Source organism: Kribbella sp. NPDC056345, assembly GCF_042262745.1.
Taxonomy (GTDB): Bacteria; Actinomycetota; Actinomycetes; order Propionibacteriales; family Kribbellaceae; genus Kribbella.
In genome coordinates, this window is record NZ_JBHJQQ010000004.1 from 319,789 (window position 1) to 343,167 (window position 23,379).

Annotated in this window: 29 protein-coding genes; 17 read left to right on the forward strand and 12 right to left on the reverse strand. The window is 67.8% G+C overall.

Annotated features, from left to right (window positions below):
* Nucleotides 1–85 precede the first annotated feature (85 nt).
* On the forward strand, nucleotides 86–868 hold the full coding sequence (locus ACFCV3_RS16340) for an LLM class flavin-dependent oxidoreductase (protein WP_376030825.1): 783 nt from the start codon (nucleotides 86–88) through the stop codon (nucleotides 866–868).
* Here the strand turns inward: ACFCV3_RS16340 and ACFCV3_RS16345 are convergent.
* Nucleotides 865–1,293, reverse strand: coding sequence for a GNAT family N-acetyltransferase (locus ACFCV3_RS16345; RefSeq protein ID WP_376030826.1), 429 nt, complete (start codon nucleotides 1,291–1,293; stop codon nucleotides 865–867). The two genes, ACFCV3_RS16340 and ACFCV3_RS16345, sit on opposite strands and share 4 nt — an antisense overlap.
* 79 nt (nucleotides 1,294–1,372) lie before the next feature.
* Here ACFCV3_RS16345 and ACFCV3_RS16350 point away from each other — a divergent pair, with 79 nt between their 5' ends.
* Together ACFCV3_RS16350 and ACFCV3_RS16355 are read left to right on the forward strand one after the other, a co-directional pair.
* Nucleotides 1,373–2,494, forward strand: a complete 1,122-nt coding sequence (locus tag ACFCV3_RS16350) for a hypothetical protein (RefSeq protein ID WP_376030827.1) — start codon at nucleotides 1,373–1,375, stop codon at nucleotides 2,492–2,494.
* 19 nt (nucleotides 2,495–2,513) lie between these two features.
* On the forward strand, nucleotides 2,514–3,035 hold the full coding sequence (locus ACFCV3_RS16355; RefSeq protein ID WP_376030828.1) for a YciI family protein: 522 nt from the start codon (nucleotides 2,514–2,516) through the stop codon (nucleotides 3,033–3,035).
* Between the two features lie 307 nt (nucleotides 3,036–3,342).
* Here the strand turns inward: ACFCV3_RS16355 and ACFCV3_RS16360 are convergent, their stop codons facing one another.
* Nucleotides 3,343–3,768: a MarR family winged helix-turn-helix transcriptional regulator gene (locus tag ACFCV3_RS16360; RefSeq protein ID WP_376030829.1), complete on the reverse strand. Its 426-nt coding sequence runs from the start codon at nucleotides 3,766–3,768 to the stop codon at nucleotides 3,343–3,345.
* 77 nt (nucleotides 3,769–3,845) lie between these two features.
* On the opposite strand from ACFCV3_RS16360, the gene ACFCV3_RS16365 reads away from it, so the two are divergent.
* Nucleotides 3,846–4,727, forward strand: coding sequence for an LLM class flavin-dependent oxidoreductase (locus ACFCV3_RS16365; protein WP_376030830.1), 882 nt, complete (start codon nucleotides 3,846–3,848; stop codon nucleotides 4,725–4,727).
* 8 nt (nucleotides 4,728–4,735) lie between these two features.
* On the opposite strand, the gene ACFCV3_RS16370 is transcribed toward ACFCV3_RS16365, so the two are convergent.
* The 4 genes from ACFCV3_RS16370 to ACFCV3_RS16385 form a co-directional block, all read right to left on the reverse strand.
* Nucleotides 4,736–5,515, reverse strand: coding sequence for an aldo/keto reductase (locus ACFCV3_RS16370; RefSeq protein ID WP_376030831.1), 780 nt, complete (start codon nucleotides 5,513–5,515; stop codon nucleotides 4,736–4,738).
* Nucleotides 5,512–6,210 carry an RraA family protein gene (locus tag ACFCV3_RS16375; RefSeq protein ID WP_376030832.1) on the reverse strand — a complete coding sequence of 233 codons (699 nt, stop codon included), beginning with the start codon at nucleotides 6,208–6,210 and terminating at the stop codon, nucleotides 5,512–5,514. Before ACFCV3_RS16375 ends, ACFCV3_RS16370 begins: the two co-directional genes overlap by 4 nt.
* A gap of 31 nt (nucleotides 6,211–6,241) precedes the next feature.
* On the reverse strand, nucleotides 6,242–6,787 hold the full coding sequence (locus ACFCV3_RS16380; protein WP_376030833.1) for an AAA family ATPase: 546 nt from the start codon (nucleotides 6,785–6,787) through the stop codon (nucleotides 6,242–6,244).
* Between the two features lie 167 nt (nucleotides 6,788–6,954).
* Nucleotides 6,955–7,776, reverse strand: coding sequence for a prolyl oligopeptidase family serine peptidase (locus tag ACFCV3_RS16385; RefSeq protein ID WP_376030834.1), 822 nt, complete (start codon nucleotides 7,774–7,776; stop codon nucleotides 6,955–6,957).
* Nucleotides 7,777–7,900: 124 nt separating this feature from the next.
* Between ACFCV3_RS16385 and ACFCV3_RS16390 the strand changes: the two genes are divergently transcribed.
* Nucleotides 7,901–8,695, forward strand: a complete 795-nt coding sequence (locus tag ACFCV3_RS16390; protein WP_376030835.1) for a class I SAM-dependent methyltransferase — start codon at nucleotides 7,901–7,903, stop codon at nucleotides 8,693–8,695.
* Nucleotide 8,696: 1 nt separating this feature from the next.
* Here the strand turns inward: ACFCV3_RS16390 and ACFCV3_RS16395 are convergent, their stop codons facing one another.
* On the reverse strand, nucleotides 8,697–9,494 hold the full coding sequence (locus ACFCV3_RS16395) for a TrmH family RNA methyltransferase (RefSeq protein WP_376030836.1): 798 nt from the start codon (nucleotides 9,492–9,494) through the stop codon (nucleotides 8,697–8,699).
* Nucleotides 9,495–9,627: 133 nt separating this feature from the next.
* Nucleotides 9,628–10,830: a TerC family protein gene (locus ACFCV3_RS16400; protein WP_376030837.1), complete on the reverse strand. Its 1,203-nt coding sequence runs from the start codon at nucleotides 10,828–10,830 to the stop codon at nucleotides 9,628–9,630.
* A gap of 102 nt (nucleotides 10,831–10,932) precedes the next feature.
* On the opposite strand from ACFCV3_RS16400, the gene ACFCV3_RS16405 reads away from it, so the two are divergent.
* Nucleotides 10,933–11,541, forward strand: a complete 609-nt coding sequence (locus tag ACFCV3_RS16405; protein ID WP_376030838.1) for a TetR/AcrR family transcriptional regulator — start codon at nucleotides 10,933–10,935, stop codon at nucleotides 11,539–11,541.
* A gap of 69 nt (nucleotides 11,542–11,610) precedes the next feature.
* A complete protein-coding gene (locus ACFCV3_RS16410; protein ID WP_376030839.1) occupies nucleotides 11,611–13,104 on the forward strand; it encodes an FAD-dependent monooxygenase in 1,494 nt (497 codons plus the stop codon).
* Here ACFCV3_RS16410 and ACFCV3_RS16415 read toward each other — a convergent pair.
* The gene (locus ACFCV3_RS16415) at nucleotides 13,071–13,628 is read right to left on the reverse strand and encodes a helix-turn-helix domain-containing protein (protein ID WP_376030840.1); all 558 of its coding nucleotides are present in this window, start codon (nucleotides 13,626–13,628) and stop codon (nucleotides 13,071–13,073) included. The two genes, ACFCV3_RS16410 and ACFCV3_RS16415, sit on opposite strands and share 34 nt — an antisense overlap.
* Nucleotides 13,629–13,667: 39 nt before the next feature.
* Between ACFCV3_RS16415 and ACFCV3_RS16420 the strand changes: the two genes are divergently transcribed.
* Nucleotides 13,668–14,183 carry a GNAT family N-acetyltransferase gene (locus ACFCV3_RS16420; RefSeq protein ID WP_376030841.1) on the forward strand — a complete coding sequence of 172 codons (516 nt, stop codon included), beginning with the start codon at nucleotides 13,668–13,670 and terminating at the stop codon, nucleotides 14,181–14,183.
* Here the strand turns inward: ACFCV3_RS16420 and ACFCV3_RS16425 are convergent.
* A complete protein-coding gene (locus ACFCV3_RS16425; RefSeq protein ID WP_376030842.1) occupies nucleotides 14,180–14,830 on the reverse strand; it encodes a M15 family metallopeptidase in 651 nt (216 codons plus the stop codon). The two genes, ACFCV3_RS16420 and ACFCV3_RS16425, sit on opposite strands and share 4 nt — an antisense overlap.
* Before the next feature lie 37 nt (nucleotides 14,831–14,867).
* Here ACFCV3_RS16425 and ACFCV3_RS16430 point away from each other — a divergent pair, with 37 nt between their 5' ends.
* Nucleotides 14,868–15,527 (forward strand): response regulator transcription factor, encoded by a 660-nt coding sequence (locus ACFCV3_RS16430; RefSeq protein ID WP_376030843.1) that lies wholly within the window; start codon nucleotides 14,868–14,870, stop codon nucleotides 15,525–15,527.
* On the forward strand, nucleotides 15,524–16,615 hold the full coding sequence (locus tag ACFCV3_RS16435; protein ID WP_376030844.1) for a sensor histidine kinase: 1,092 nt from the start codon (nucleotides 15,524–15,526) through the stop codon (nucleotides 16,613–16,615). The genes ACFCV3_RS16430 and ACFCV3_RS16435 overlap by 4 nt, the downstream gene beginning before the upstream one ends.
* On the opposite strand, the gene ACFCV3_RS16440 is transcribed toward ACFCV3_RS16435, so the two are convergent.
* Nucleotides 16,605–17,060 carry a GNAT family N-acetyltransferase gene (locus ACFCV3_RS16440; protein WP_376030845.1) on the reverse strand — a complete coding sequence of 152 codons (456 nt, stop codon included), beginning with the start codon at nucleotides 17,058–17,060 and terminating at the stop codon, nucleotides 16,605–16,607. The two genes, ACFCV3_RS16435 and ACFCV3_RS16440, sit on opposite strands and share 11 nt — an antisense overlap.
* 56 nt (nucleotides 17,061–17,116) lie before the next feature.
* Between ACFCV3_RS16440 and ACFCV3_RS16445 the strand changes: the two genes are divergently transcribed.
* Together ACFCV3_RS16445 and ACFCV3_RS16450 are read left to right on the forward strand one after the other, a co-directional pair.
* Nucleotides 17,117–17,602, forward strand: a complete 486-nt coding sequence (locus tag ACFCV3_RS16445; protein ID WP_376030846.1) for a GNAT family N-acetyltransferase — start codon at nucleotides 17,117–17,119, stop codon at nucleotides 17,600–17,602.
* Entirely contained in the window at nucleotides 17,602–18,393 is a 792-nt protein-coding gene (locus ACFCV3_RS16450) for an alpha/beta fold hydrolase (protein ID WP_376030847.1), read from the forward strand. The genes ACFCV3_RS16445 and ACFCV3_RS16450 overlap by 1 nt, the downstream gene beginning before the upstream one ends.
* On the opposite strand, the gene ACFCV3_RS16455 is transcribed toward ACFCV3_RS16450, so the two are convergent.
* Nucleotides 18,383–19,222, reverse strand: coding sequence for a M23 family metallopeptidase (locus ACFCV3_RS16455; RefSeq protein ID WP_376030848.1), 840 nt, complete (start codon nucleotides 19,220–19,222; stop codon nucleotides 18,383–18,385). The two genes, ACFCV3_RS16450 and ACFCV3_RS16455, sit on opposite strands and share 11 nt — an antisense overlap.
* Before the next feature lie 363 nt (nucleotides 19,223–19,585).
* On the opposite strand from ACFCV3_RS16455, the gene ACFCV3_RS16460 reads away from it, so the two are divergent.
* The 5 genes from ACFCV3_RS16460 to ACFCV3_RS16480 all read left to right on the forward strand — a co-directional run bounded on the left by ACFCV3_RS16460 (nucleotide 19,586) and on the right by ACFCV3_RS16480 (nucleotide 23,361).
* Nucleotides 19,586–19,660: a putative leader peptide gene (locus tag ACFCV3_RS16460; RefSeq protein ID WP_355460830.1), complete on the forward strand. Its 75-nt coding sequence runs from the start codon at nucleotides 19,586–19,588 to the stop codon at nucleotides 19,658–19,660.
* 74 nt (nucleotides 19,661–19,734) lie between these two features.
* Nucleotides 19,735–20,685 carry an amino acid ABC transporter permease gene (locus ACFCV3_RS16465; RefSeq protein WP_376030849.1) on the forward strand — a complete coding sequence of 317 codons (951 nt, stop codon included), beginning with the start codon at nucleotides 19,735–19,737 and terminating at the stop codon, nucleotides 20,683–20,685.
* Nucleotides 20,682–21,443, forward strand: coding sequence for an amino acid ABC transporter ATP-binding protein (locus ACFCV3_RS16470; protein ID WP_376030850.1), 762 nt, complete (start codon nucleotides 20,682–20,684; stop codon nucleotides 21,441–21,443). Before ACFCV3_RS16465 ends, ACFCV3_RS16470 begins: the two co-directional genes overlap by 4 nt.
* Before the next feature lie 10 nt (nucleotides 21,444–21,453).
* Nucleotides 21,454–22,398: an ABC transporter substrate-binding protein gene (locus ACFCV3_RS16475; protein ID WP_376030851.1), complete on the forward strand. Its 945-nt coding sequence runs from the start codon at nucleotides 21,454–21,456 to the stop codon at nucleotides 22,396–22,398.
* 9 nt (nucleotides 22,399–22,407) lie between these two features.
* Entirely contained in the window at nucleotides 22,408–23,361 is a 954-nt protein-coding gene (locus ACFCV3_RS16480; RefSeq protein ID WP_376030852.1) for an ABC transporter substrate-binding protein, read from the forward strand.
* Nucleotides 23,362–23,379 lie beyond the last annotated feature (18 nt).

Below are 23,379 nucleotides of genomic sequence, written 5' to 3' on the forward strand. Positions count from 1 at the left end.
GCCTCGGTTGACCTGCGTCGGGCGTTCCGGGGCCGGAATCTGCCCAGCCACGGAAACTGTCGGTGGGCCGGGTTAGAACTGACGGATGAAATACGGATTCATCTTGCCGGGCGGGACCGCGGGTGAGCAGTTGGAGCAGGCTGTGCTGGCTGAGCAGGCCGGCTGGGACGGCGTGTTCGTCTGGGAGGCGGCGTACGGCGTGGATCCGTGGGGGCTGCTGTGTGCGGTGGCGGCGAAGACGGAGCGGATCCGGTTGGGGACGATGCTGACCCCGCTGCCGTGGCGACGGCCGTGGAAGGTGGCTAGTCAGGTGGTGACGCCGGACCAGCTGTCCGGTGGGCGGGCGACGCTGGCGGTGGGTGTGGGGGCGTTGGAGACAGATCTGCCGCGGACGGGTGAGGAGCTGGAGCTGCGGAAGCGCGCCGCGATGCTCGACGAGGGGATCGACCTGATCCGGGAGCTGTGGGGTGGTGGGCTCAGCTACCAGGGCGCGCACTACGAATACAACTGTGAGCGCGACGACCTGGCCCAGGTGGGGCGGCCGGTGCAGGAGCGGATTCCGATCTGGGTCGTCGGAGTGTGGCCGCGGCCGAAGTCGATGCGGCGCGTGCTGCGTTGTGACGGCGTCCTGCCGCAGTTCGAGGCGGGGCAGGACACGCCGGCAGAGCTGGGGCGGCTCAAGGCCTGGTTGGGTGAGCGCGAGATCGATGTCATCGCCGAGGGCGAGTCGAAGGACGCGACGGATGTCCAGCCTTGGGTCGATGCAGGAGCGACCTGGTGGCTGGAGACTCGCTGGGAGATGCCGCACCACTCTGCCGAGCGGATGCAGCAGGTCCGCGACCGTATTGCGGCAGGCCCGCCTGCCTAGACCTTGCGGGTCATGAAGATGTCGACCGGGTCCTCGGAGTCGATGATGAAGCCGTGGCGTTCGTAGAGGCGGCGGGCAGGGCTGCCTTGGAGGACGTTGAGGCGCACCAGACCGTCGTGGGAGTCCAGGACGTGCTGCAGTACGGCGCTCCCTAGGCCGCGGCCCTGCAGTGAGGGGTGCAGGTAGAAGTGCTCCAGCCACGGACCGTCGGCTGCCGGGCGGAGGGCGACGGAGCCGGCGAACGCCTCGTCGGCCTCGATGATCCAGGTGTGGGCCGGGTCGAAGCCGTCACGGAAGCGCTGGCGGACGCGGACCTCGTCGTACCGGCCGAGGCGCTCCAGGTCCGGGCGCATGACGAGCGCGCGCAGCTCGGCGATCGGTTCGACATCCGCCGGGGTGGCGGAACGGAGGCACCAAGGGATCATGGGTCCAACCCTAGGGTTGGGAATACCGGCCGGGCGGGGCAGGGTTGGCGTTGGTGAGCACAAGTGTGAGAGGGATGGGATGAAGCCGACTGAGTTCGTGAAGGTGAACACGCAGTTCTGGGGGGAGCACCTCCGGGAGATCAGCGGGCACCTGCCGGTGAGCCACCGGCGGGAGCTGGCCGGTCCGCTGCTGTATCCGCGGATGATGGTCCTGACGGAGACGCCGGACTGGAACATCGTGGAGCTGGTCGGCATCAGCCGGGAGTACCGCAGTCTCGAGGTGCGGCGGCAGAAGGTCGCGAGCGTCGAGGAGTACTTCGGCGTCAGCGGAGGCTCGGCCGTGGTCACGCTGCCGGGCGAGAACCTGTTCAAGGACGCGACCGTGGCGACGCAGGCCGGTCGGCAGGAGCTCACGGCGCGGTTCCCGGGGGCGCGCGGGATGCTCGGGCAGGAGTTCGTCGGTCCGCAGGAGGACCTGCTGAAGTTCGCGCCGGGGAACTACTCGACCTTCGACCGGACGCTGCTCGTGCACTCGGCCGGGTCCGCGCTGCGGGCGCACTGGGTGTTCTTCGCGCTGGCGATCCACCGCTCGGAGCCCGCGGAGAAGTATCTGGACTTCCTGCGCAACTTCGCCGCCGCCGCGCCGCACACCGACCCGATCGGGACGCTCAGCGTGCCGCGGGCCGACGACGGCGCCGACCTGCAGGGCGCGGTCTTCGCGAGCACCTACCTGGCGCACGACGTACCGAAGTCGACGGTCGACCAGTTCTTGAGCTCCAACGAGGACTTCCTGCTGACGGCGTTCGACGCGACCAAGCTGATCCGCCAGCCGCACCTGGAGTGGCAGAGCGGCGACGAGGCCGCCCTGACGCCCGACTTCATTCTGGAGCGGGCCGACGGCTCACATGTCGTCGGTGACCTGCGGCTTCCATTGGCTGACGGCGCCAAGAAGCATCGCCGTACGACGACGCTCGCGGACGGCGTTGCCCAGCTCGCGCGCGTGACGGAGTACTTCGGCGACGCGGACAACCGTGCGTTCGCGAACACGAAGTACGGAGTGGAGATCACCGCCCCGCGCAAGCTCGTCGTGATCAGCTCGCAGGACGTCGTCGACGCCGCACAGCTGAAGGCGGCCGAGGGCGTCGAGGTGCTCGACTACGACACCATCCTGCGACTGCACCTGGCCGCGACGACCGCCTGATCCGCTAAGGTCCGATCCCGTGCAGTACTTCGTGTACGGACGGGATCGGGCCGGCGCCGGCGAGCTCAAAGCGAGCCTGACGCCGGAGCACTGGGCGTTCATGGACGGGTACGCCGAGGCCCTGATCGCCCGCGGCCCCACCCTCACGCCGGACGGCGAGGGCACGACCGGCAGCCTGCACATCGTCGACCTGCCGACGCTCGAAGCGGTCAAGACGTTCGCATACGACGAGACCTACTACCGCGCCGGCGTCTTCGAATCCGTCCTCATCACCCGCTTCCACAACCACACCGGCGGCACGATGTGGGACTTCACCAACGCGGTCGACGGCTACCACCGCTACCTCGTCCACACCGACGACACCCCGCGCCCGCTCACCTCGCCGCACGTCATCCTGCACGGCGACCTCGTGGCCCTCGACACGGACGAGCACCTCGGCCGCGCCGTACTGCTCGAGGCCCCAGACGCCGTAGCCGCCGCCGCTCTCGCGGACGCCGATCTCACCCAGGTCCACCCCTGGACCTTCGGCGGCCGCCGCTAACCCCGAACCGCCAGGCCATCACAATTGCTCGATCCGGGGGACCTCCCGCCTGGCGTGTCCACGAACAGCCAATTGTGATGCTGTAGCGGTCCGCACCTCACGCACCAGGTGATCGTCCGCGCAGCGCGCGCCTACCCCGGTTGCCTCGACTGCGCCATCTCGACCGACCCGATCGACCAAACCAAAAGAACTGACCGCCTCGCTCGCGCCGAAGCCGATGGGGTGGATCTGGAGGATGCGGAATCGGGCCACTCCCGGTGGCCTGGTAGGCGACGCGGGCGCCTGCGTGCAGGGCCGTGGGCATCGGTCAGGCGTGGGTGAGGAGGGTTTGAACAGTGGTGGTGAGGGTTGTGCGGGTGCTGGCGGGGAGGTTGGTGGTCAGTTGGGTGATGCGGGCGGTCACTGCCTCGTGGGCCTCGTCGGCCAGGGCTCGGCCGGGGGCGGTGAGCTCGATCTGGCAGGCGCGGCGGTCGGTGGGGTGGGAGGTGCGGGCGACGAGGGTACGGCGTTCCAGGCGATCGACCATGTTGGTGAGGGTGGAGCGTTCGATGCTGAGGATGCGGCTGAGATCGGTCATGCCTTGCGGGCCCATGAGCAGGACGCAGAGCAGGTGTGCCTGCTGCGGGGTGAGACCGAGCGGGCGGCTGGTCTCGGCGTACAGGTCCTGGAGGAGGTGCATGAGCTGGATGAGGGCACCGGTCAGTTCGGTGTCTCGGGCCGTCGTCGTCGCCATGGCACCACTGTAGTCCGGACGCCTGATACTTCGTAGGGCTACTATTTAGGCCTACGAACTAAATCAGGAGGTTCACCATGTGGTTCGGGTATGGCTCGCCCGCCGGGGTTCGCGAGGTCGGCACCGTGCTGCGGCTGGCGGAGCGGGCCGATCGGGACGGGCTGGATCACGTCAGCGTGTCGGATCATCCGTACGTCGCGAACCTGCTCGACGGGTACGCGACGATCGGCGTACTGCTCGGCCGGACGACGCGGTTGTCCGCGTTCGTCAACGTCACCAACCTGCCGCTGCGCCCGGCGCCGGTGCTGGCGCGGACGGCAACCTCCCTCTCCGCGTTGTCGGACGGCCGGTTCATCCTCGGTCTCGGAGCAGGTGGAGCGTGGGATCAGATCACCACGATGGGCGTCCCGAAGCTTCGGCCCGCAGCTGCCGTGCAGGCGTTCGAGGAAGCGATGCAGCTCGTCCGCGGGCTGTCCGACGGCGGTGATCCGCAGCACACGAAGCACTATCCGATCGGCAAACTCCGCCCGGCTCCAGTCGCTGCCCCTCTGATCTGGACCGGGTCGAACGGTCCGAAGTCGCTGGCCGCAACCGGTCGTCAGGCTGACGGCTGGATCCCGGGCCACTCGGCCGACTGGCTGAGCGAGCGGTACCGCTGGTCCCGCCCGATCATCGACGAGGCCGCCCTGTCCGTCGGCCGCAAGCCGGCTGACATCGCCACGATCTACAACTTCCCAGGCGAGCTCACGACCACCCCAGTACGCCGTACTCGCGGCGCCGACGGCATGTGGATCGGCGGATCCAGCGACCAGTGGATCGAGGAACTCACCGGCGCGATCCTCGACCACGGCGCCGGCGGTTTCACGTTCTTCCCACGCGGATCCGACCCCTTCGACGTACAGCTCGCCCGCTGGAGCAACGAAGTCGCGCCGGCCGTCCGCGCCGCCGTCGGTCGTTGATCGGCGGATCAGCCGAGGACCGCGAGCTCCTGTGCGGTCAGCTGGATGTCGCCGGCCGCGACGTTCTGCTCCAGGTGCGGGATCTTGCCGGTCCCCGGGATCGCGAGGATGTTGGGCGAGCGCTGCAGAGTCCAGGCGAGCCGGACCTGCTGCGGGCTGACCCCTTGGGCGTCGGCGACCGCTTGGACCGCGGCGGTCGGCGCCCCGACCATCGAGGAGAACGGGACGTACGCGATGCCTTGGCTCTCACAGAGGTCGATGAGCGGGTCATCGTCGCGCTGGTCGACCGAGTAGTTGTTCTGGACGCAGGCGACCGGGGCGATCGTGAGGGCCTCGTGCAGGTGGTCGGGGCGGATGTTTGAGATACCGAGGTGCTGGATCAGGCCCTGGTCACGTAGATCAGCCAGTACGGCGAAGCGGTCGGCCAGGGGGCCGGAGTTGTCGGCGACGCGGAGGTTGACCAGGGCGAGGGAGTCGACGCCGAGGGCACGCAGATTGTCCTCTACCTGCGCGCGGAGCTCGGCAGCGGTGGTGGCTTGGTAGAAGCCGCGGTCGGGGTCGTTCCCGGGGCCGACCTTCGTCGAGATCAGCAGCTCTGGCGGGTACGGCGCGAGGGCCTCGCGGATCAGCTCGTTTGCCGGCCCGTAGAACGCTGCGGTGTCGAAGTGGTCTACTCCGAGCTCGACAGCACGACGCAGTACGGCGACGCCGGTGGCCGGATCGAGCCGCATGGCGCCGAACCCGATCCGCCGTACGGTGTGGTCCCCGAGCTTCCAGGTGGTGGTCACTCTTCGACCGCTCCCTTCACTGCGCGCAGGTGCTGACGGAAGGTCAGCGACGGATCGGCCGCCCGGGCCGTCAGGTACTCCGCGAATCTGACCTGCTCGCGCAGCGAACGGCCGGACCGGATCTCGGTGGCCTGTCTGCGCTCGGTGTCGCGTATGGACTCGGCCAGGTCGAACAGCTCGCCGATCCGGTCCGCCGGCACGAAGATCACGCCGTCCTCGTCGCCGAGCACCAGGTCGTCGCGGGTCACGCTCCACTCGCCAATAGTTGCCGTGAGCAACGCATCGGCGGGCTGTGGGTCGAGCCGAAGCGGGCCGGTCGGCATCGCGCCAAGACTGAACACGGGAAGCCCGATCGCCTGTAGATCAACGGTATCGCGGTGCAGACCCCAGATCACGATGCCGCTCAGGCCGGCGGCCTGTGCCTCCAGCGCGACCATGTCACCGGCACATGCTTCGTCGCGGCGCCCGCCGTTGTCGATCACGAGCACGTCGCCCTCGGCAGCGCTCTCGAACGCCTCCAGGAAGACGTCGACACTGCCCACATGCTGGGCCGGCAGCACCCGACCGGCAACACGACCGCCAACCGCGGCAGTGAGTGACACCGTCCGCACCGGCAAACCCGCACGGACACAAGCGTCTGCCATATGTGCGGTGGTGAGTTCGTCGAACCGTTCCAGCATCCCCACACCCCTCATCGGTTGATCCACCGACGACAGTAATAGGTCGCTAGGACAGAAACTGCAGAATCTCGGGAAACGACGGGTTGTAGTCCTCGACCGAGGTGTCCACGGTGAGGCTCGGGACCGGCAGATCGACAGCCTGGAAGGCGTTGTGGGTCCGCAGCCGGGCATCCGCGGTGATCTGGGCGTCCTCGTGTGCAGCACGCCGTGGGTCACTCGCGGTCCGTGCGGTGATGCGGTCCAGGGCGACCTCGGCGGGAACCACGCAATGCAGGATGCGAAGGTCGGCCTGCCCGAGCAGCGGGCTCAATCCGGGCGACCAGATCCGGTCCTGGAACGCGGCCTCGGCGACGATCGTCGTACCGCGGCCGACAAGCAGACCGATCACATCGAAGAACGTCGACAGCGTCCGCATCGTGAGCGGATCGCCGGGTCCGGGGACGAATCCCGGGGTGGCGTGGGCCATCCCTTCTTTGATCTCGTCCCGGCAGATCGCCGGGCACCCGATCGCACCCGCCACCCGATGCGCCAACGTCGTCTTGCCGGTCCCTGGTGGACCACTTACAACAACCACCAATGGGTTCGAGTGCACCGCCGCACCTTAGCCATCTCCACGCCGACCCGCCAGCCGAATTCTGCGTAAGGACAGGAGGTATACGCCGATTTGATGCCACGGCCGGTGGTGCTGAGCGTGGCGCGGGGCGGTGGTAGGCCTATACGTCCTGTCCTTCGGGTGATCGCCAAGAGGGCCGGACAACTTCAGGTTCGGGCGCGCAGCCGATCCGGCAGTCCCGGCAGCTCCAGCCACTGTGCGAGGAAGCGGGCCCGGTCGCTGTACGCCGCCACCTCGTTGATCACGTGCCCGGTGTCGTACCAGTGGAATTCCTTCGGCTCACTCCCCGCCGCGAAGAACGCCTCGCAGTTCTCCCGGCTGACGTTCTGGTCGAACCAGGCCGACTGGAACAGCAGCGCCGCCGGCGCCGCGGCACCCACGAAGTGCCCGCAGTCGTACGGTTCCATCAACGCCAGCAGCGGTTCGTACTGCTCCGGCGTCATCGAGTCCCGCATCGCCTTGATCTCCTTGTACGGCGTCTCGCGGAAGTGGATGCTCATCCCGGACAGCCCCGAGTCGAACACGAAGCACCGGAACCGCCGGTCGATCCCGCTCACTGTGCCGGCCATCATCGCGCCCATCGAGTGCCCGACACAGCCGAGCCGCTGAACGCCGTACGACGTGAGCAGGTCGGCCCCGCGCCGGATCGCGAAGATCGACTCGCGGATGTTGCGGACCGCGTCCCCGGTGTCCGCGATCGGCAGCGACAACGCGATCCCGCCGGCCTCGGCGAACTGGATCGCCTCCGGCAGGAAGCCCTCCTTGCCGCCGGTCGAGTGCTGGTAGATCACCCCGGCCAACTCGTCGCCGCCGAGCAGCGCGCCGGACGGGAAGACGAGATAGCCCTCGACCCGGTCGCCTTCGGCGTTGTCGAAACTGCAGCGGGCGACCACCACGCCGTCGCGCTCACCCAGTACGTCGGTGACCGGGTGCAGCGGCAGCGCGTCGTCGTACGAGAGATCAACCATGTCATCAGGGATAGAAGCATTTGCTCCAGGCAACTAGTGTGTATCGCTATGCAAGACGATATGTCTCATTCAGCAAGATCATGGGTTACCGTGAGGCGTGTCGCCGGAGGCAAAGGAGCCTGGGATGAATAACGTGTACACGCACGGCCATCACGAGTCGGTACTGCGCTCGCACAGCTGGCGGACCGCGGAGAACTCGGCCGGCTACCTCCTCCCGCATCTGCGCCCCGGCATGTCGCTGCTCGACATCGGCGCCGGCCCCGGGACCATCACCGCCGATCTCGCCCGCCTGGTCGAGCCGGGCCGGGCAACCGCGCTGGAAGCCACCGAGGACGCCCTCGCGATCACCCGGGCGACCTTCGCCGAGCTGGACCTCGAGATCGAGTTCGTCGTCGGCGACGTTCATGCGCTGGACATCCCCGATGACACGTACGACGTCGTGCACGCCCACCAGGTGTTGCAGCACGTCGCCGATCCGGTCCAGGCACTGCGCGAGATGCGTCGCGTCTGCAAACCCGGCGGGATCGTTGCCGCCCGCGACTCCGACTACCGCGCCTTCGCCTGGTACCCGACGCTCCCCGAGCTCGACGAGTGGATGGAGCTGTACCAGCAGATGGCCCGCGCCAACGGTGGCGAGCCGGACGCGGGTCGGCAACTGCTGTCCTGGGCACTCGAGGCCGGCTTCGAGAAGGTCGACTCCACGGCAAGCAACTGGACCTTCGCCGATCCCGACGGCCGCGCGTTCTGGGGCGGAATGTGGGCCGACCGCATCCTCCAGTCGGCGATGGCCGATCAGGCCAGGGCGGCCGGCGTACCGGAGGCGAGGCTAGAAGCGATCTCCGCCGCGTGGCGCACCTGGGCGACCAGGCCGGACGGCTGGATCTCCATCCTGCACGGCGAGATTCTGTGTACAGCTTGAGTTAGCGCAGCCGCTGGCGGGAGACCTCATACAGTACGGCGGTCGCCGCGTTGGCCGCGTTGAGCGAACTGGCCGCGCCGGTGATCGGGATCCGGACCAGATGGTCCGCCGCTTCCTTCCAGGCGGAGCTCAATCCGTTGGTCTCGTTGCCGATCAGCACCAGGGCAGGCTGGGTGAAGTCGAAGTCGAAGACATCGACCGTGCCCGACTCGTCGGTCCCCGCGATCACGATCGGGACGCCGGTATGTCGTACCCAGTCGATCACCTCGCGATGCGACGGAACTCGGACCGCCGGTACGGCGAACAGTGAGCCCGTGGTCGCGCGGACCGCCTTCGGGTCGTAGATGTCGGCCGCGTGGCCGGTGACGATCACGCCGGAGGCACCGAAGGCATCGGCGGAGCGGATGATCGAGCCGATGTTGCCGGGGCCGGTGGGACGGTCGAAGACGACACCCAGGAAGTCAGGGCCGACCGGGATCCGGTCGAGGTCATCGGCCGGCATCTCCACGACGGCGATCAGTTCGGGCTCGTCCTTCTCCCCGAGCTCGGCGAGCAGGTCGGGTTCCATCGCGATCCGCTCGACGCCCGGCAGCCGCCCCAGCAACTCGCGAGCCCAGGTCGAGAGCGGGCGGGCGGCGTCGTGGATGACCGCGCGGATCGGCCAGCCGTGGTCGACCGCGAGCGAGATCGGCCGCACCCCATGCACGAGGAACTCCCCGGCCCGCTGCCGCTTGTTCCGGTTACCCAAGTACGACTGCCACACCTGGAACCGGGCGTTCCGCGTCGAGATCCGCTGCATCCCACCCACCCTAGTCCGCCGCCAGCTAACGTCCGACGATCCGGAGACAGCGCCTGCGGTTCTTTCGGACGTTGCGGGGAGCCGTGGCTAACGTCCGACGATTCGGAGACAGCGCCTGCGGTTCTTTCGGACGTTAGGGCTGGATGTAGCCCTTGGTGTGGGTGGCGTGCAGGGTGGCGTGGGTTTCGGCTACCTGGTGGCAGAGGGCTAGGAGCTCTGGCTCGTTCTTGACCTGCTGGCGGGCTTTGGGGCCTAGGGCGATGATGTGGTCGCGGGCGCGGAGGAGGCGGAGGAAGATGCGCTCGCGCTCGCCCGGGTCGTCGGTGTACTCCTCGTCCAGGTACGCCGTTGCGTCGCGGCGGATGTGGGCCATCGCCGTCTGGGTCCGCCCGCGGGTGCTGAGCAGCGAAGCGAGGATGGTGACCACCAGCACGGCCAGGATCACCACCAGCGACAGGCCGGTGCTGATCTCGCCGACCTCGACGTGTTCGCCGTCGTTGATGAACGGCAGGTTGTTCTCGTGCAGCGCGTGCAGGATCAGCTTGGTGCCGATGAACGCCAGGATCACGGCCAGCCCGAAGGACAGGTAGATCAGCCGGTCCAGCAGTCCGTCCAGCAGGAAGTAGAGCTGACGCAGACCGAGCAGGCTGAACGCGGTCGCGGTGAAGACGACGAAGACGTTCTGGGTGAGACCGAAGATCGCCGGGATCGAGTCCAGCGCGAACATCAGGTCGGTACCGCCGATGGCCACCATCACCAGCACCATCGGGGTCATCATCCGCTTGCCGTCGATCACCGTGAACAGCTTGTCGCCGACGAAGTCCGGAGTGGTCCGGAACATCCGGCGGGCCAGCCGGACTACGAGGTTCTGCGCCGAGTGCGACTCCTCGGTCTCCGGCTTGAACATGTTGCCGGCGGTCAGCAGCAGCGCGATCCCGAACAGGTAGAACACCCAGGAGAACGTGTTCAGCAACGCCGAGCCGAGGAAGATGAAGCCGCCCCGGGCGATCAGCGAGAACACGATGCCGACCAGGAGTACCTTCTGCTGGTTCTCCCGAGGTACCCGGAAGCTGGTCATGATGATCAGGAAGACGAACAGGTTGTCGACCGACAGCGCCTTCTCGGTGACGTAGCCGGCGAAGTACTCCGACCCCATCGCCGAGCCGCCGAAGATCAGTGTCCCGAGCCCGAACAGCAGCGCGATCCCGACGTACAGCCCGGACCAGATCGCGGCCTCGCGCACGGTCGGCACGTGCGCGGACCGGACGTGGAAGAAGTAGTCGAACAGCAGCAGCCCAACGATCCCGAGCAGGGTCAGTACCCAGACCAGCGTCATGGGGCCAGCCAATCACGGCTGTGTCGCCGGTGAAGCCCAACGAAAGAAAATTGCCGAAAAGGCATCTTTGCCTAAAAGGCAAGTTTGTGTAGAGTCGATGACATGACCGAAGGGTTGCGGGAGCGGAAGAAGCGGGAGACCCGGATCGCGCTCAGCTGGGCGGCCGTCCGGCTGGTCGTCGAGCGTGGGTACGGCGCGGTCCGGCTCGAAGACATCGCGGCCGAGGCCGGAGTCTCGTTGCGGACGTTCCGCAACTACTTCGGTAGCAAGGCGGAGGCGATCGCGGCCCGCCAGGTCGAGCGTGGTCACGCCGTCAACGCGGCGCTCCGGGATCGTCCGCCCGGTGAACCCTTGTGGGACGCGGTCCGGGCCGCGGTCGCCGCCGGCTTCGCGCTCGGCGAAGAAGGTCACGGCGGGATGCAATTGCCGGACGAGTCCTGGTTGGCCGGCGTTCGGTTGATGGTTGCCGAGCCCGCGCTTCAAGGTGCGATGGCGGGTGCGCAGGCCGCGGTCACCGAGGAGCTGGTCAGCATCGTGGCCGAGCGGACCGGGACCACCGGCCTCTACCCGCGGTTGGTGGCCGAGGTCATCGGCGCGGCCCAGTTGGCCGCGACGCACGAGTGGCTGCGCGCTGACCCGCCGCGGCCGATGTTCGAGCTGTTCAACGAGGTCCTGGACCGGATCACCGCCGGTCTGCCGGAACCCTCCTAAATCTCCAACCACGAAAACCCTGGCCAGCAGCCCGGGTGCTGAGTCCTGCCCTCGAAGGGGAGAATCGCCATGGATGCCGATGTCGTCATCGCCGGAGCCGGGCCGAACGGCCTGCTCCTCGCCGCCGAGCTGCGGCTCGCCGGAGTCCGCCCGATCGTGCTCGAGCGCCTCGCCGAGCGCAGCAACGAACAGCGCGCCAACGGACTGGTCGGCCAGGTCGCCCGCGCCCTCGACCGCCGCGGCCTCGCCGAACCCCTCGGCGCTGAGCCCGGCGGCCCGGTCCCGCGACCGGAGTACATCTTCGCCGCGATGCGCCTGCCCCTGCAGCTGATCGAGGACAACCCGATCTACATCCTGCCGTCGCCGCAACAGAAGATCGAGGCAGTCCTCGAGGAGCGCGCGCTGGAGCTCGGCGCCGAGATCAGGCGCGGCCACGAGCTGGCCGACTTCACCCAAGATGCCGACGGCGTCACCGTCGAGGTCGCCGGTCCGGACGGCGCATACAAGCTGCGGGCCAAGTACCTCGTCGGCGCCGACGGCGGTCGCAGCCGCACCCGCAAGCTGGCCGGGATCGACTTCGTCGGCGTGACCAACGACGCCATGGTCTCCCGGACCGGCCACGCCGCGGTCCCCGCCGAGTATGTCGACCAGGCGACCGGCGTACTGCGGATTCCCGGGTACGGCGACATCCCGCCGTTCATGCATCATCGCTCGGACCGCGGCCTGTTCGTGTACGCGCCGTTCCCGGGGCGCCCGGCCCTGGTAAGCACAGGCGAGTGGGATGACGCCGGCGACGGTGAGATGACGTTCGAGGAACTCCAGGCCAGCGTCGATCGGGTTCTCGGAGTCCACCTCCCGCTGACCCAGACGTCCGACTTCGTACGGCGAACCGTCGGCGGCAACACGCGGATCGCCGACCGGTTCCGCGCCGGCCGGGTGATCCTGGTCGGCGACGCGGCCCACGTGCACTCGGCCATGGGTGGTCCGGGGCTGAATCTCGGACTGCAGGATGTCCTCAACCTGGGCTGGAAGCTGGCTGCGGAGGTCCAAGGCCGAGCGCCGGAAGGTCTGCTCGACACCTACGAATCCGAACGCCGGCCGGCCGGTGAGCGAGTGGTCATGCAGACCCAGGCGCAATCCGCATTGGTTGCCCCAGGCCCCGAAGTCACCGCACTCCGGCAGCTGTTCGCCGAGCTGCTCACCGAACCCGCGGTCGTCCAGCACGTCGCGGATCTGATCTCCGGTGCGGACATCCGGTACTTCGACGGCCCGCACCCACTCGTTGGCCGATCCGCCCCCGACCTGACCGTCGACGGTGTCCGCCTGGCCGAGCTCCTGCGCTCCGGTCGGCCGCTACTGCTCGATCTGATCGACGGGGCGCCGTACCGGGCCACTGATGAGGTCGACGTGGTCACTGGTAGCGGTGAGCAGCAGGTCGCGCTGCTGATCAGGCCCGACGGGTACGTCGCCTGGGCTTCCAATGACGCAACAGACCAGGAAGGTCTGCGAGTCGCGCTGAGCAAGTGGTTTCAGGCGCGCGACTTGACCAGTGCGACGACGTAACGACAGGAGGTATTGGTCGGATTGTGGAAGGTGGTGGGGGCCGGTGCGCCTAGCTGCAGGCAATCGCCCACGTTCAACTCATGCACCTCCTGTCCTTCGTGAAACTCCAATCGGCCCTCGAGGATCCACAACTGCTGGCTCTTGAAGATGTAGGCGTCGGCGGGGTACGAGACCGAGGCGCCCGCCGGCAGCTCGACCTCGACCAGCTCGAGCGGTCCCTCGGTCACCGGTGACAGGGCCCGGCGCCGGTAGCCGGTGACCGGATCGGTCCACACCGGCTGATCCGCCGCGCGGCGTAGGAGGTCGCCGGTGTGTTCGGCCCGGGCGACCAGCTCGGACAGGGTCATCCCGAGGGCACCGGAGAGACGGCCGAGCAGAACTGCGGTCGGCTGGGCTTCGCCGCGCTCGATCTTGCCGATCATCGCGCGGGAGACGCCGGAGCGCTCGGCGAGCGCGTTCACGGACAGGTCCTGGGCGATCCGGGCGGCGTGCACGGTCGCGGCGAGCGAGTCGGAGAGATCCACACTTGCCACTATAGCGACAGTTGTGGCTACTATCGTTACATGATCAGAGATGCCGGCCCGGAGGACGCCGCAGCCTGTGCGGCGATCTACGCGCCCTATGTCACCGACACCGCGATCACCTTCGAGACCGAGCCGCCGACGCCGCAGGAGATGGGCGCGCGCATCAAGCAAGCGCTGGAGACGCACGCCTGGGTGGTCGTCGAGGACGCCGGCCAGGTGACCGGTTACGCGTACGCCGGTCCGATGAAGCCCAGAGCGGCGTACCGGTGGTCCTGTGAGGTCAGCGTGTACCTGGAGGTCGGGCGGCGCCGGACCGGCGCCGGGCGAGCGCTCTACGAGGCGCTGTTCGAGCGGCTGATCGCCCGTGGGTACCGGACCGCGATCGCCGGGATGACCTTGCCGAACGACGCCAGCGTCGGGCTGCACAAGGCGCTCGGGTTCGAACCGATCGGGACCTACCGCAACATCGGCTGGAAGCTCGGCGGCTGGCACGACGTGGCCTGGAGCCAGCGGACACTCGCCGTACTGCCCGACCCGCCGGAGGAACCGCGTTAGGACGGCGTGGTCATCGGCGGGCAGTCGCCGCCGGGCGTGGTGACCAGCTCGAAGTGCCAGATCTCGTTGGAGTACGTCTGGCACAGGCCGAACCGGTTGCCCTTGCGGATCAGCCAGTCGTCGGCGTCGGTCGGGCCGATGTCGACCGCGTGACCGGTGACGTGATGCGACTCGTCCGGGTCCGCCACGAACTTGCGAGCCTTCTCCCGGCTGCCGTACTGCTTGATCGCCTTGTCCATCAGCTCGATCTGATACTTCTTGCTCCGCCACCCGGTGGTTACCTGCATCGGTACGCCGTCCGCCTTCATCGCCAGCTCGGCCTTCTGCACGGCCTCCCGCAGCTTGGGGTCGAGGTTGGCGATCCCGGGCAGGTCGGTGTCGAAGGCGCTGGTCCCCGACGGCAGCTTGCCGTCCGCGGCGCCCGGGAACTTGCTGCCGCCGCCGGACTTGCCGCGCGGGGTTCCGGACGGGGTCGAGGCGCCGGACTGGTCCGAAGCGGAGACCGCGGAGCAGGCGGCCAGACCGAAACTGGTGACCGCGGCAACGATCACCAGCCCGGTGAGGGCAGTGGAGCGACGAGGTGTGGTTTCGATCATGCCGAACAGTTCATCTGAGGCGATGTTGCCGGAGCGTCTACGTTTCGGCATACGTTTTCGATACGCCGGGCCTGCTTCAATGGTCGGTATGCGGGTGCTGGTCGTGGAGGACGAGGTCTATCTCGCCGAGGCGATCCGGGCCGGCCTGCGGCTGGAGGCGATCGCGGCCGATCTGGCCTTCGACGGGGACGCGGCGCTGGAGGCGGTCGCGGTGAACGACTACGACGTGGTCGTCCTGGACCGCGACATCCCCGGGCCGAACGGCGACGAGGTCTGCCGGCAGATCGTTGCGCAGGGCATCGGCTGCCGGGTGCTGATGCTGACCGCGGCCGGTGATCTGGACGACAAGGTGACCGGATTCGAACTCGGCGCCGACGACTACCTGACCAAACCGTTCGAGCTGCGCGAGCTGATCGTCCGGCTGCGGGCGCTGCTGCGCCGGCCGTCCACGGCCACACCGACAGTGATCGAGTACGCCGGGGTCCGGCTCGACCCGTTTCGTCGCGAGGTCTACCGGGGCGGTCACTTCGTGAAGCTGACCCGCAAGCAGTTCGCCGTCCTGGAGGTGCTGATGACCGCACGTGGTGGGGTGATCAGCGCGGAAACGCTGCTGGAGAAGGCCTGGGACGAGAACGCCGACCCGTTCAGCAACGCGGTCCGGATCACCATCTCCGCCGTACGGAAGCGGCTCGGCGACCCGTGGGTGATCCACACCGTGCCCGGCGTCGGCTACCGGATGGGCGCATGAGCTCGGCGTTGATGACGTGGCGGCCGCGGCTGACCGTCCGGCTGCGGCTGACCCTGAGCTACGCCGGGCTGCTGGTCGTGGCCGGTGGCGTGATGGCGTGCATTCTGTGGCTGGTCTTCCGGATCGTGCCGAACTATCCGTTCCAAGCCGCTAACCCGCGCGATGAGCGGCCGGCCCCGACCAGGGGCGAGATTCTCGACCTGACGGTGAAGCTGTCGGCGTACGCGATCGGTTTTCTGGCGATCGTCGGCCTGGTCGGCGGCTGGTTCCTGGCCGGGCGGATGCTGAAGCCGCTGCAGGAGATCACCGCTGCCGCTCAGCGGGCATCCACCGGCGCGCTCGATCACCGGATCGGGCTGACCGGGATCCGGGACGAGTTCACCGATCTGTCGGACACGTTCGACGCGATGCTGGACCGGTTGCAGGCGTCGTTCGAGCAGTACCGGCGGTTCGCGGCCAACGCCTCCCACGAACTACGCACCCCACATGCCGTGATGAAGACGATGCTGGACGTCGCGCAGGCCGATCCTGAGCACCAGGACGTCCCAGAGCTGGTGAAACGCCTGGCCGAGACCAACCAGCGCGGGATCGACATCGTCGAGGCGCTGCTCAGCCTGGCCGCGCTGAACAACCGCGAGGTGGAGCTGGACCCGCTCGACCTGTCGGCAGTTGTCCGTACGGCGCTCCCGGTGCTGACGTCCGAGGCCCGCGCAGCGGGGATCACCGTGGAGACCGCGCTGGCAGAATCGGTTGTCGAGGGCAACGAGATCCTGCTGCACCAGCTGGTCACCAACCTGGTTCAGAACGCGATCCGGCACAACTTCGGCCCGGGTGGCTCGGTCACGCTGGCGCTGTCGCCGGGCCGCCTGATCGTGCGCAACACCGGCCCGGTCCTCGACCCCGCCCAGGTCCGCACCTTCGTCGAACCCTTCGCCAAGGATCGCTACGGCGCCGGCCACGGTCTCGGCCTGGCCCTGGTCGCCCGCATCGTCGAAACCCACCACGGCACCCTGGACCTCACCCCCAACCCCGACGGCGGCCTCACCGCCACCGTCACCCTCCCCACCGCCGACCTCGTCAGCTACTGAGCGGGCGGGACCAGGCGACTTCGTGGTGGAGTTGGCCGGTTTGGGTGAAGAGGCGGACCTGGTGGGTGTGGGGGAGGGCGGCGGCCAGGGCCTGGCGGTCTGCTGGTTGGAAGCCGAGTCGCTGCCAGAAGGGGCCTGAGCGCCGGCTGAACAACCAGGCTGAGCGCGCGCCCTGGCGAGCTGCCTCGTCCAGCGCGAAGCGCGCAAGCGTGGTGCCGTAGCCACCGCGGCGTGCATTCGGATGTACGGCGACGCTCCGGATCAGCGCGTGGTCGCGGTCGGTGCTGAGCTCGAACCCGGTACTGCCGATGACCGCACCGGACTCGTCGCGGTCGATCCAGACCAGGACCCCGGGATCGTCGAGACCGCTCAGCGTCAGGTCGGCTTCCTTCAGGAACTGCGTCAGTGCTGCCCGATCCTCCGCGGTCACGACCTGGGTCCTCACAGCCTCCAGTCTTTCACCGCCGGGGCATGACCTCCCGGCTGGGTGACGATGGTGAGATGAGTGAGGTGACGATTCGATGGGCAGAGGCAGCCGATGACGCCGCGCTGCTGGAGATCGAGCTGACGTCGTGGGACGGGTCGACCGGCTTCCCGTCGTACCTGGAGAGGTTGGGCGAGACCTTCTTCGGGCGGAGCGGGCCGGAGGCTCACCTGGTCGCGGAGGATGCCGGGGTCGTCGTGGGGTATGTGCGGCTGGAGGAGAAATACCCGTTCCCCGAAGGAGCCGGCGTACTGGCGATCAACGGGCTCGCGGTCGCCCCGGCCGCTCGAGGGCGAGGTGTCGGGTCGGCTCTGCTTGATGCGGTGACCGAGGAGGCGCGCAGCCGTGGTGCGCGCAAGATCAGCCTGCACACGTTCGGCACGAACACCGCCGCGCGTCGGCTCTACGCGCGGCACGGCTATGTCGTGGAGGCCACGCACACCGCTGAGTTCCTGATCGACGGCAACCTGACCGATGACCTCGTCCTCGCCAAGGTCCTCTGATGCTGACCTATCGCATCAAGGGCGACGGTATGCCGGTGGTTTGCGTCCCGGGCGGGATGTTGCCGGCCACCTACCTGGGTGACCTCGGTGGTCTGCCCGGCCGGCTGATCCTGGTGGACCCGCGTGGTTCGGACGGGCAGGGCGATCCGGAGAGCTGGCGATGCGACCGGCAGGTAGCGGAGCTGGAGGCCGTGCGCGAACACCTCGGGCTGGAGCGGATGACGCTGCTGGCACATTCGGCCGGCGCGAGTCTGGTGACTCAGTACGTCGTGCAGCATCCGGAGCGGATCGCGAGACTCGTGCTGGTGACGCCGAGCCCGTCCTCGGTCGGCATCCAGCTGACCGCCGAACGACGCCGTCGAGTGCTCGAACTACGCAAGGACGAGCCCTGGTACGACGAGGTCGCGGCCGCGTTCGAAGCGCTGCAGACGGGTGGTGACGTGGAGCGGTCCGCGCTGAACCCGATCGGGTATGCCCGCTGGGATGAGGAAGCGCAAGCCCAGCAGGCGTTCGAAGACGGGCTGGCCGTTCCGGGTGCGCTGGGTGCGTACTACGCCGACGGGGCGTTCGACCCAGTCGAGACCCGGGCTGCGCTGGGGCGACTCGACGTACCGGTGCTTGTCATCGCCGGGGCGCTCGACCTCGCGCTGGATGCGGCCGCTGGTGCGGAGTTCGCCGGGCTGTTCCCGCGAGGGGAGGCGGTCGTGCTCGAAGGCGCCGCGCATCATCCTTGGCTGGACGAGCGCGACGCCTTCGTGGGGACCGTCGAGAGGTTCCTGACTACGGGTTGACGCCGTGCTTGCGGAGCCACGGGTCGGGGTTGATCGGGTTCTGACCGTCGGGCAGGACCTCGAAGTGCACGTGCGCACCGGTCGTGTTGCCGGTCAGGCCGATCGCGCCGACCTTCGTACCGGCGGAGACGCTGTCGCCGACGGAGACGTCGAACTCGGCCATGTGGCTGTACGACGTCACGGTGCCGTCGGCGTGCCGGATCTTCACCTGGCGGCCGTACGCACCCTCGAAGGCGGCCTGGATGACCTCGCCGGCCATCACCGCGCGGATCGGAGTCCCGTACGCCGCGGCGAAGTCGAGGCCGGTGTGGTTGCGGGACCAGCGTCCGCCCGCCTGGCCGAAGCGAGCGGTCAGGTGGTAGCCGGTGGTCGGCAGGACGACCTTCGGGGCGGCGGCCCGTGCCTTGGCCTCCGCTTTGGCGAGCGCGGCCTCCTTGGCGATCGCGGCGGCCTTCGCTGCCGCGACGGCCTTGGCATTCGCGGCGGCGTTCCGCGCAGCCTTCGCCTTGGCGGCGGACAGCGCCAGGGCGCGGCGCGAGGTCAGGGTGCCCCTGGCCTGGCGCTCTTGGTACGCCTTGGCCTCGGCCAGCGACAGGTCGATCCGGTTCGCGTCCCGGGAGCCGAGGTCACGACGCTCGACACGGGCTGCGGTGAGAGCGTCGGCCTGTGAGGGGCTCAGTCCGGTGCTCGCGGTGGAGGCCTCGCCCAGGGAGGCGGTGAAGCCGATGGTGCCCGCGGTCGCGGCGAGGGCGGCGGTGAGACCGACCAGCTGCGTCCGGCGGCTGGTACTTCGTTGCTTGTTACGGGCCTTTGACCGGTGTCTGGCCACAGGGTGAGAGGACACGATGGCCTTTCAGAGGGGGATAGCCACCGGGCGGAGTCCTCGGCAGCTCATCGACCATAACGACCAGATCACGGTGGCCTCAAACGCGGATTGCAACCGGATCTCGGAATTCGGTGACACTGAGCGACTGCCGTCCTCCGCCTTGTACGCGCTCAGGCGTGGCCGCAGGTGCTTGAAAGGGCGATCATCGCGTGACCGGGATCACCCGTGAAATGGCGCGGAGGGACCCTCCGGAGCCGCTATAAGGCGTCCACATAATGAGAGGTTTGTCGACCAACTTACTGATCTTTCAAGTTCGTCCCATACTGGGTGAGACCGCAGATCCAGTGGCAAAAGGAGGCGACGGAGATGACGCGCGCACTGCCGTACTACCGCCTCCACATCGACCTGCTGCGGGTCTCCAGCGCACTCTGTCGGCGCTGACCGCTCTCTAGTACCGCCGTTCGGCGTCCGGTTCCGGACGTCCGCGTCAGCCTGCCCACCGCCAGGGAGAACACGTGTCGACCACCTCACTCACGTCCGCACAGGACACCGCCGATCCACCGGCATCCGGCGCGCCGGCCGATGCCGATCTACCCGTCATCGCCCGGCGCCACCCGTGGCGCTGGGTCGGTGTGGTGGTCGTCCTGACCCTGCTCGCGATGTTCGTGCATGGCCTGGTCACCAACCCTGGCTGGGATTGGCCGACGTTCTTCCAGTTCTTCACCACCCGGACGATCTTCTCCGCGCTCTGGGTGACCATCCAGCTGACCGTGTACGGGACCGTGCTCGGCTTCGCGCTCGGTGCCGTGGTGGCCACGATGCGCCTGTCCAGCAGTCCGTTTCTGCAGGTCGTTGCCTGGGGCTACATCTGGGCCTTCCGGTCGATCCCACTGATCGTGCAGCTGCTGTTCTGGTTCAACATCGCTTACCTGTATCAGGAACTGAGCCTGGGCATCCCGTTCGGGCCGGAGTTCGTCCACTTCAGTACGAACAACCTGTTCGGTCCGCTGGGCGCCGCCGTACTGGGGCTGGCGTTGCACCAGGCGGCCTACGCGGCGGAGATCATTCGGGGCGGGATCATCTCGGTCGATGCCGGTCAGGTGGAGGCCGCCGCAGCGCTGGGGATCCCGAAGCTGCGGCAGTTCTTCCGGATCGTGCTCCCGCAGGCGATGCGGTCGATCCTGCCGAACGGCGCCAACGAGGTGATCAGCCTGTTCAAAGGAACGTCGATCGTCTCGGTGATGGCGATCCCCGAACTCTTCTACCAGGTCCAGGTGATCTACGGCCGGAACAGCCGCGTCGTCCCGCTGCTGATGGTGGCGACCGTCTGGTACATCGTCCTGACCACGCTGCTGTCGATCGCCCAGTTCTACGTCGAGCGGCACTTCGCCCGCGGTACGGCGAGATCGTTGCCGCCGACACCTATCCAGCGGGTACGACGGCTGCTGGCGGGGGTGACGCGATGAGCGCGATGGTCGATATCAAGGGTGTGCACAAGAGCTTCGGGGAACTCGAGGTTCTCAAGGGAGTGGATCTCGAGGTCCGGGCCGGCACTGTCACGGTGATACTGGGCCCCTCCGGTTCGGGCAAATCCACTTTGTTGCGGTCGATCAACCATCTGGAGAAGGTCGATCGTGGGCTGATCCGGATCGACGGCCAGCTGATGGGTTACAAGCGGCGTGGCGACAAGCTGTACGAGCTGCGTGAGCGGGAGATCCTGCATCAGCGTTCGCAGGTCGGGTTCGTGTTCCAGAACTTCAACCTGTTCGGTCATCTGACCGCTTTGCAGAACGTCGTCGAGGCGCCGGTGTCGGCGCAGCGTCGCAAGCGCAGTGAGGTCGAGCCGTTCGCGCGCGAACTGCTGGAGCGGGTCGGCGTCGGCGACAAGGCCGACGTGTATCCACGGCAGCTGTCCGGTGGTCAGCAGCAGCGGGTCGCGATCGCCCGGGCGCTCGCGCTGCGGCCGAAGGTGCTGCTGTTCGACGAGCCGACGTCGGCGCTGGATCCCGAGCTGGTCGGCGAGGTGCTTGATGTGATCAAGGAGCTCGCCCGCGACGGTTCCACGATGGTCGTCGTCACCCACGAGATCGGCTTCGCCCGGGAGATCGCCGACACGGTGGTCTTCATCGACGGCGGCGTGATCGTCGAGTCGGGCCCACCGCACCAGGTGCTCGACAACCCCGTCCACGAGCGCACGCGCGCCTTCATCTCCAAAGTCCTCTGAGGAAGTTGCCATGAAACATCGTTTCTATGCCGTTGCCGTCTTGTTGCTAGCGGCAACCTCCTGCACTGCCGACCCGACGGCCAAGGTCGCGGCCGAGACCGGTGGGGTGAACACCTCGGCCGATCAGAAGCGGGTCGAGGTGAAGAAGAACGAGGCCGCGGCCGCGCTGCTGCCGGCGAAGGTCCGTGAGCGCGGCACCCTGATCGTCGGTGGTGGCTACGGCAGCGGGAGTGTGCCGCTCGGCTTCTACGCCGACGACAACAAGACGCCGATCGGGCTCGAGGTCGACATCGCCTACCTGGTCGCCGGCGAGCTCGGGCTGAAGCCGGAGATCGAGGTGACGAGCTGGGAGAACCTGTTCGTCGGGATCGACTCGGGCAAGTACGACGTCGGGTTCAGCAACATCACGGTCACCGAGAAGCGCAAGCAGAAGTACGACTTCGCGACGTACCGCAAGGACGACATCGCGTTCGAGGCGAAGAAGGGTGGGACCTGGAAGGTCACGTCCGGTAAGGACATCGCCGGGAAGACGATCGCGGTCGGGTCCGGGACGAACCAGGAGAAGATCCTGGTCGACTGGAACGAGGAGAACGTCAAGGCCGGGTTGCCGGCGGCAACCATCAAGTACTTCCAGAAGAACACCGACACCTACCTGGCGCTGAGCTCGGGCCGGATCGACGGCTACTTCGGGCCGAACCCGTCGATCGCGTACCACATCAAGACGTCCGGGGAGACCGAGTCGATCGGCAAGTTCTCCGGTGCCGGGCCGACGCTGCAGGGGCTGATCGCGGCGACGACCAAGAAGGACAACGGACTCGTCGAGGCCTACCAGGCGGCGTTGAACGCGGCGATCGCCGACGGCAGCTACGCCAAGGTCCTGGAGCGCTGGAACGTCTCCACGGAATCGGTCGAGAAATCCGAGATCAACCCGCCCGGCCTACCGATTACCGATTGAGAGCAGTCCATGGTGAAGAAGATTCTGGTGGGCATTGCGTTCCTCTCGCTGGCTGCGTGTGCCGATCCGGTTGCCGAGGCGCCGAAGAACGACGCCTCGGTGGTGTCGTTCGATACGTCGGGCAAGCAGGCGCACATCACGTCGACGAAGGTGGACGCGATCGCGGGTGAGCTGCCGGCGGATGTGAAGGCCAGCGGGAAGCTGGTGGTGGGCAACGGGTCTGCGGGTGGTGGGCAGCCGCCGCTCGGGTTCACGGCGGACGACAACAAGACACCGATCGGTGTCGAGATCGACATCGCGTACCTGGTCGCGAGTGTGCTCGGGCTGCAGGCCGAGGTGCAGACGACCAGCTGGGAGAACCTGTTCCTCGGGCTGGACTCCGGCAAGTACCAGGTCGGCATCTCCAACATCGGCGTTTCCGAGCTGCGCAAGGAGAAGTACGACTTCGCGACGTACCGGCTCGGTCTGCATGCGTTCGAGGCGAAGACGGGGTCCGGGCTGAAGATCACCGGCCCGGCCGACATCTCCGGGAAGAAGGTCGCGGTCAGCTCGGGCACGCTCCAGGAGGCGATCTTGCTGGAGTGGAACAAGCAGAACGCGGCCGCCGGTCGTTCGGCGGCCGATCTCAAGTACTACCAGCAGTCCGCCGACACCTTCCTCGCGCTGCAGTCCGGCCGGATCGACCTGTACCTCGGGCCGAACCCGAACGCGACGTACCACGTGGCCACTCAGCGCAAGACCGAGATCGTCGGCACGGTGTCGTCCGGCTACCCGATCCAGGGGCTGGTCGGGATCACCACCAAGAAGGACAACGGCCTGGTCAAGCCGCTGGCCGACGCCCTGAACGCGGCGATCGCCGACGGCAGCTACGCGAAGGTGCTGGCCAAGTGGGGCCTCAGCGACGAGGCCGTTCCGAAGTCGTTGATCAACCCTCCCGGCCTTCCCAAGCCTCCAGCCAAGTAGTGCACGAGTAGGAGAAAC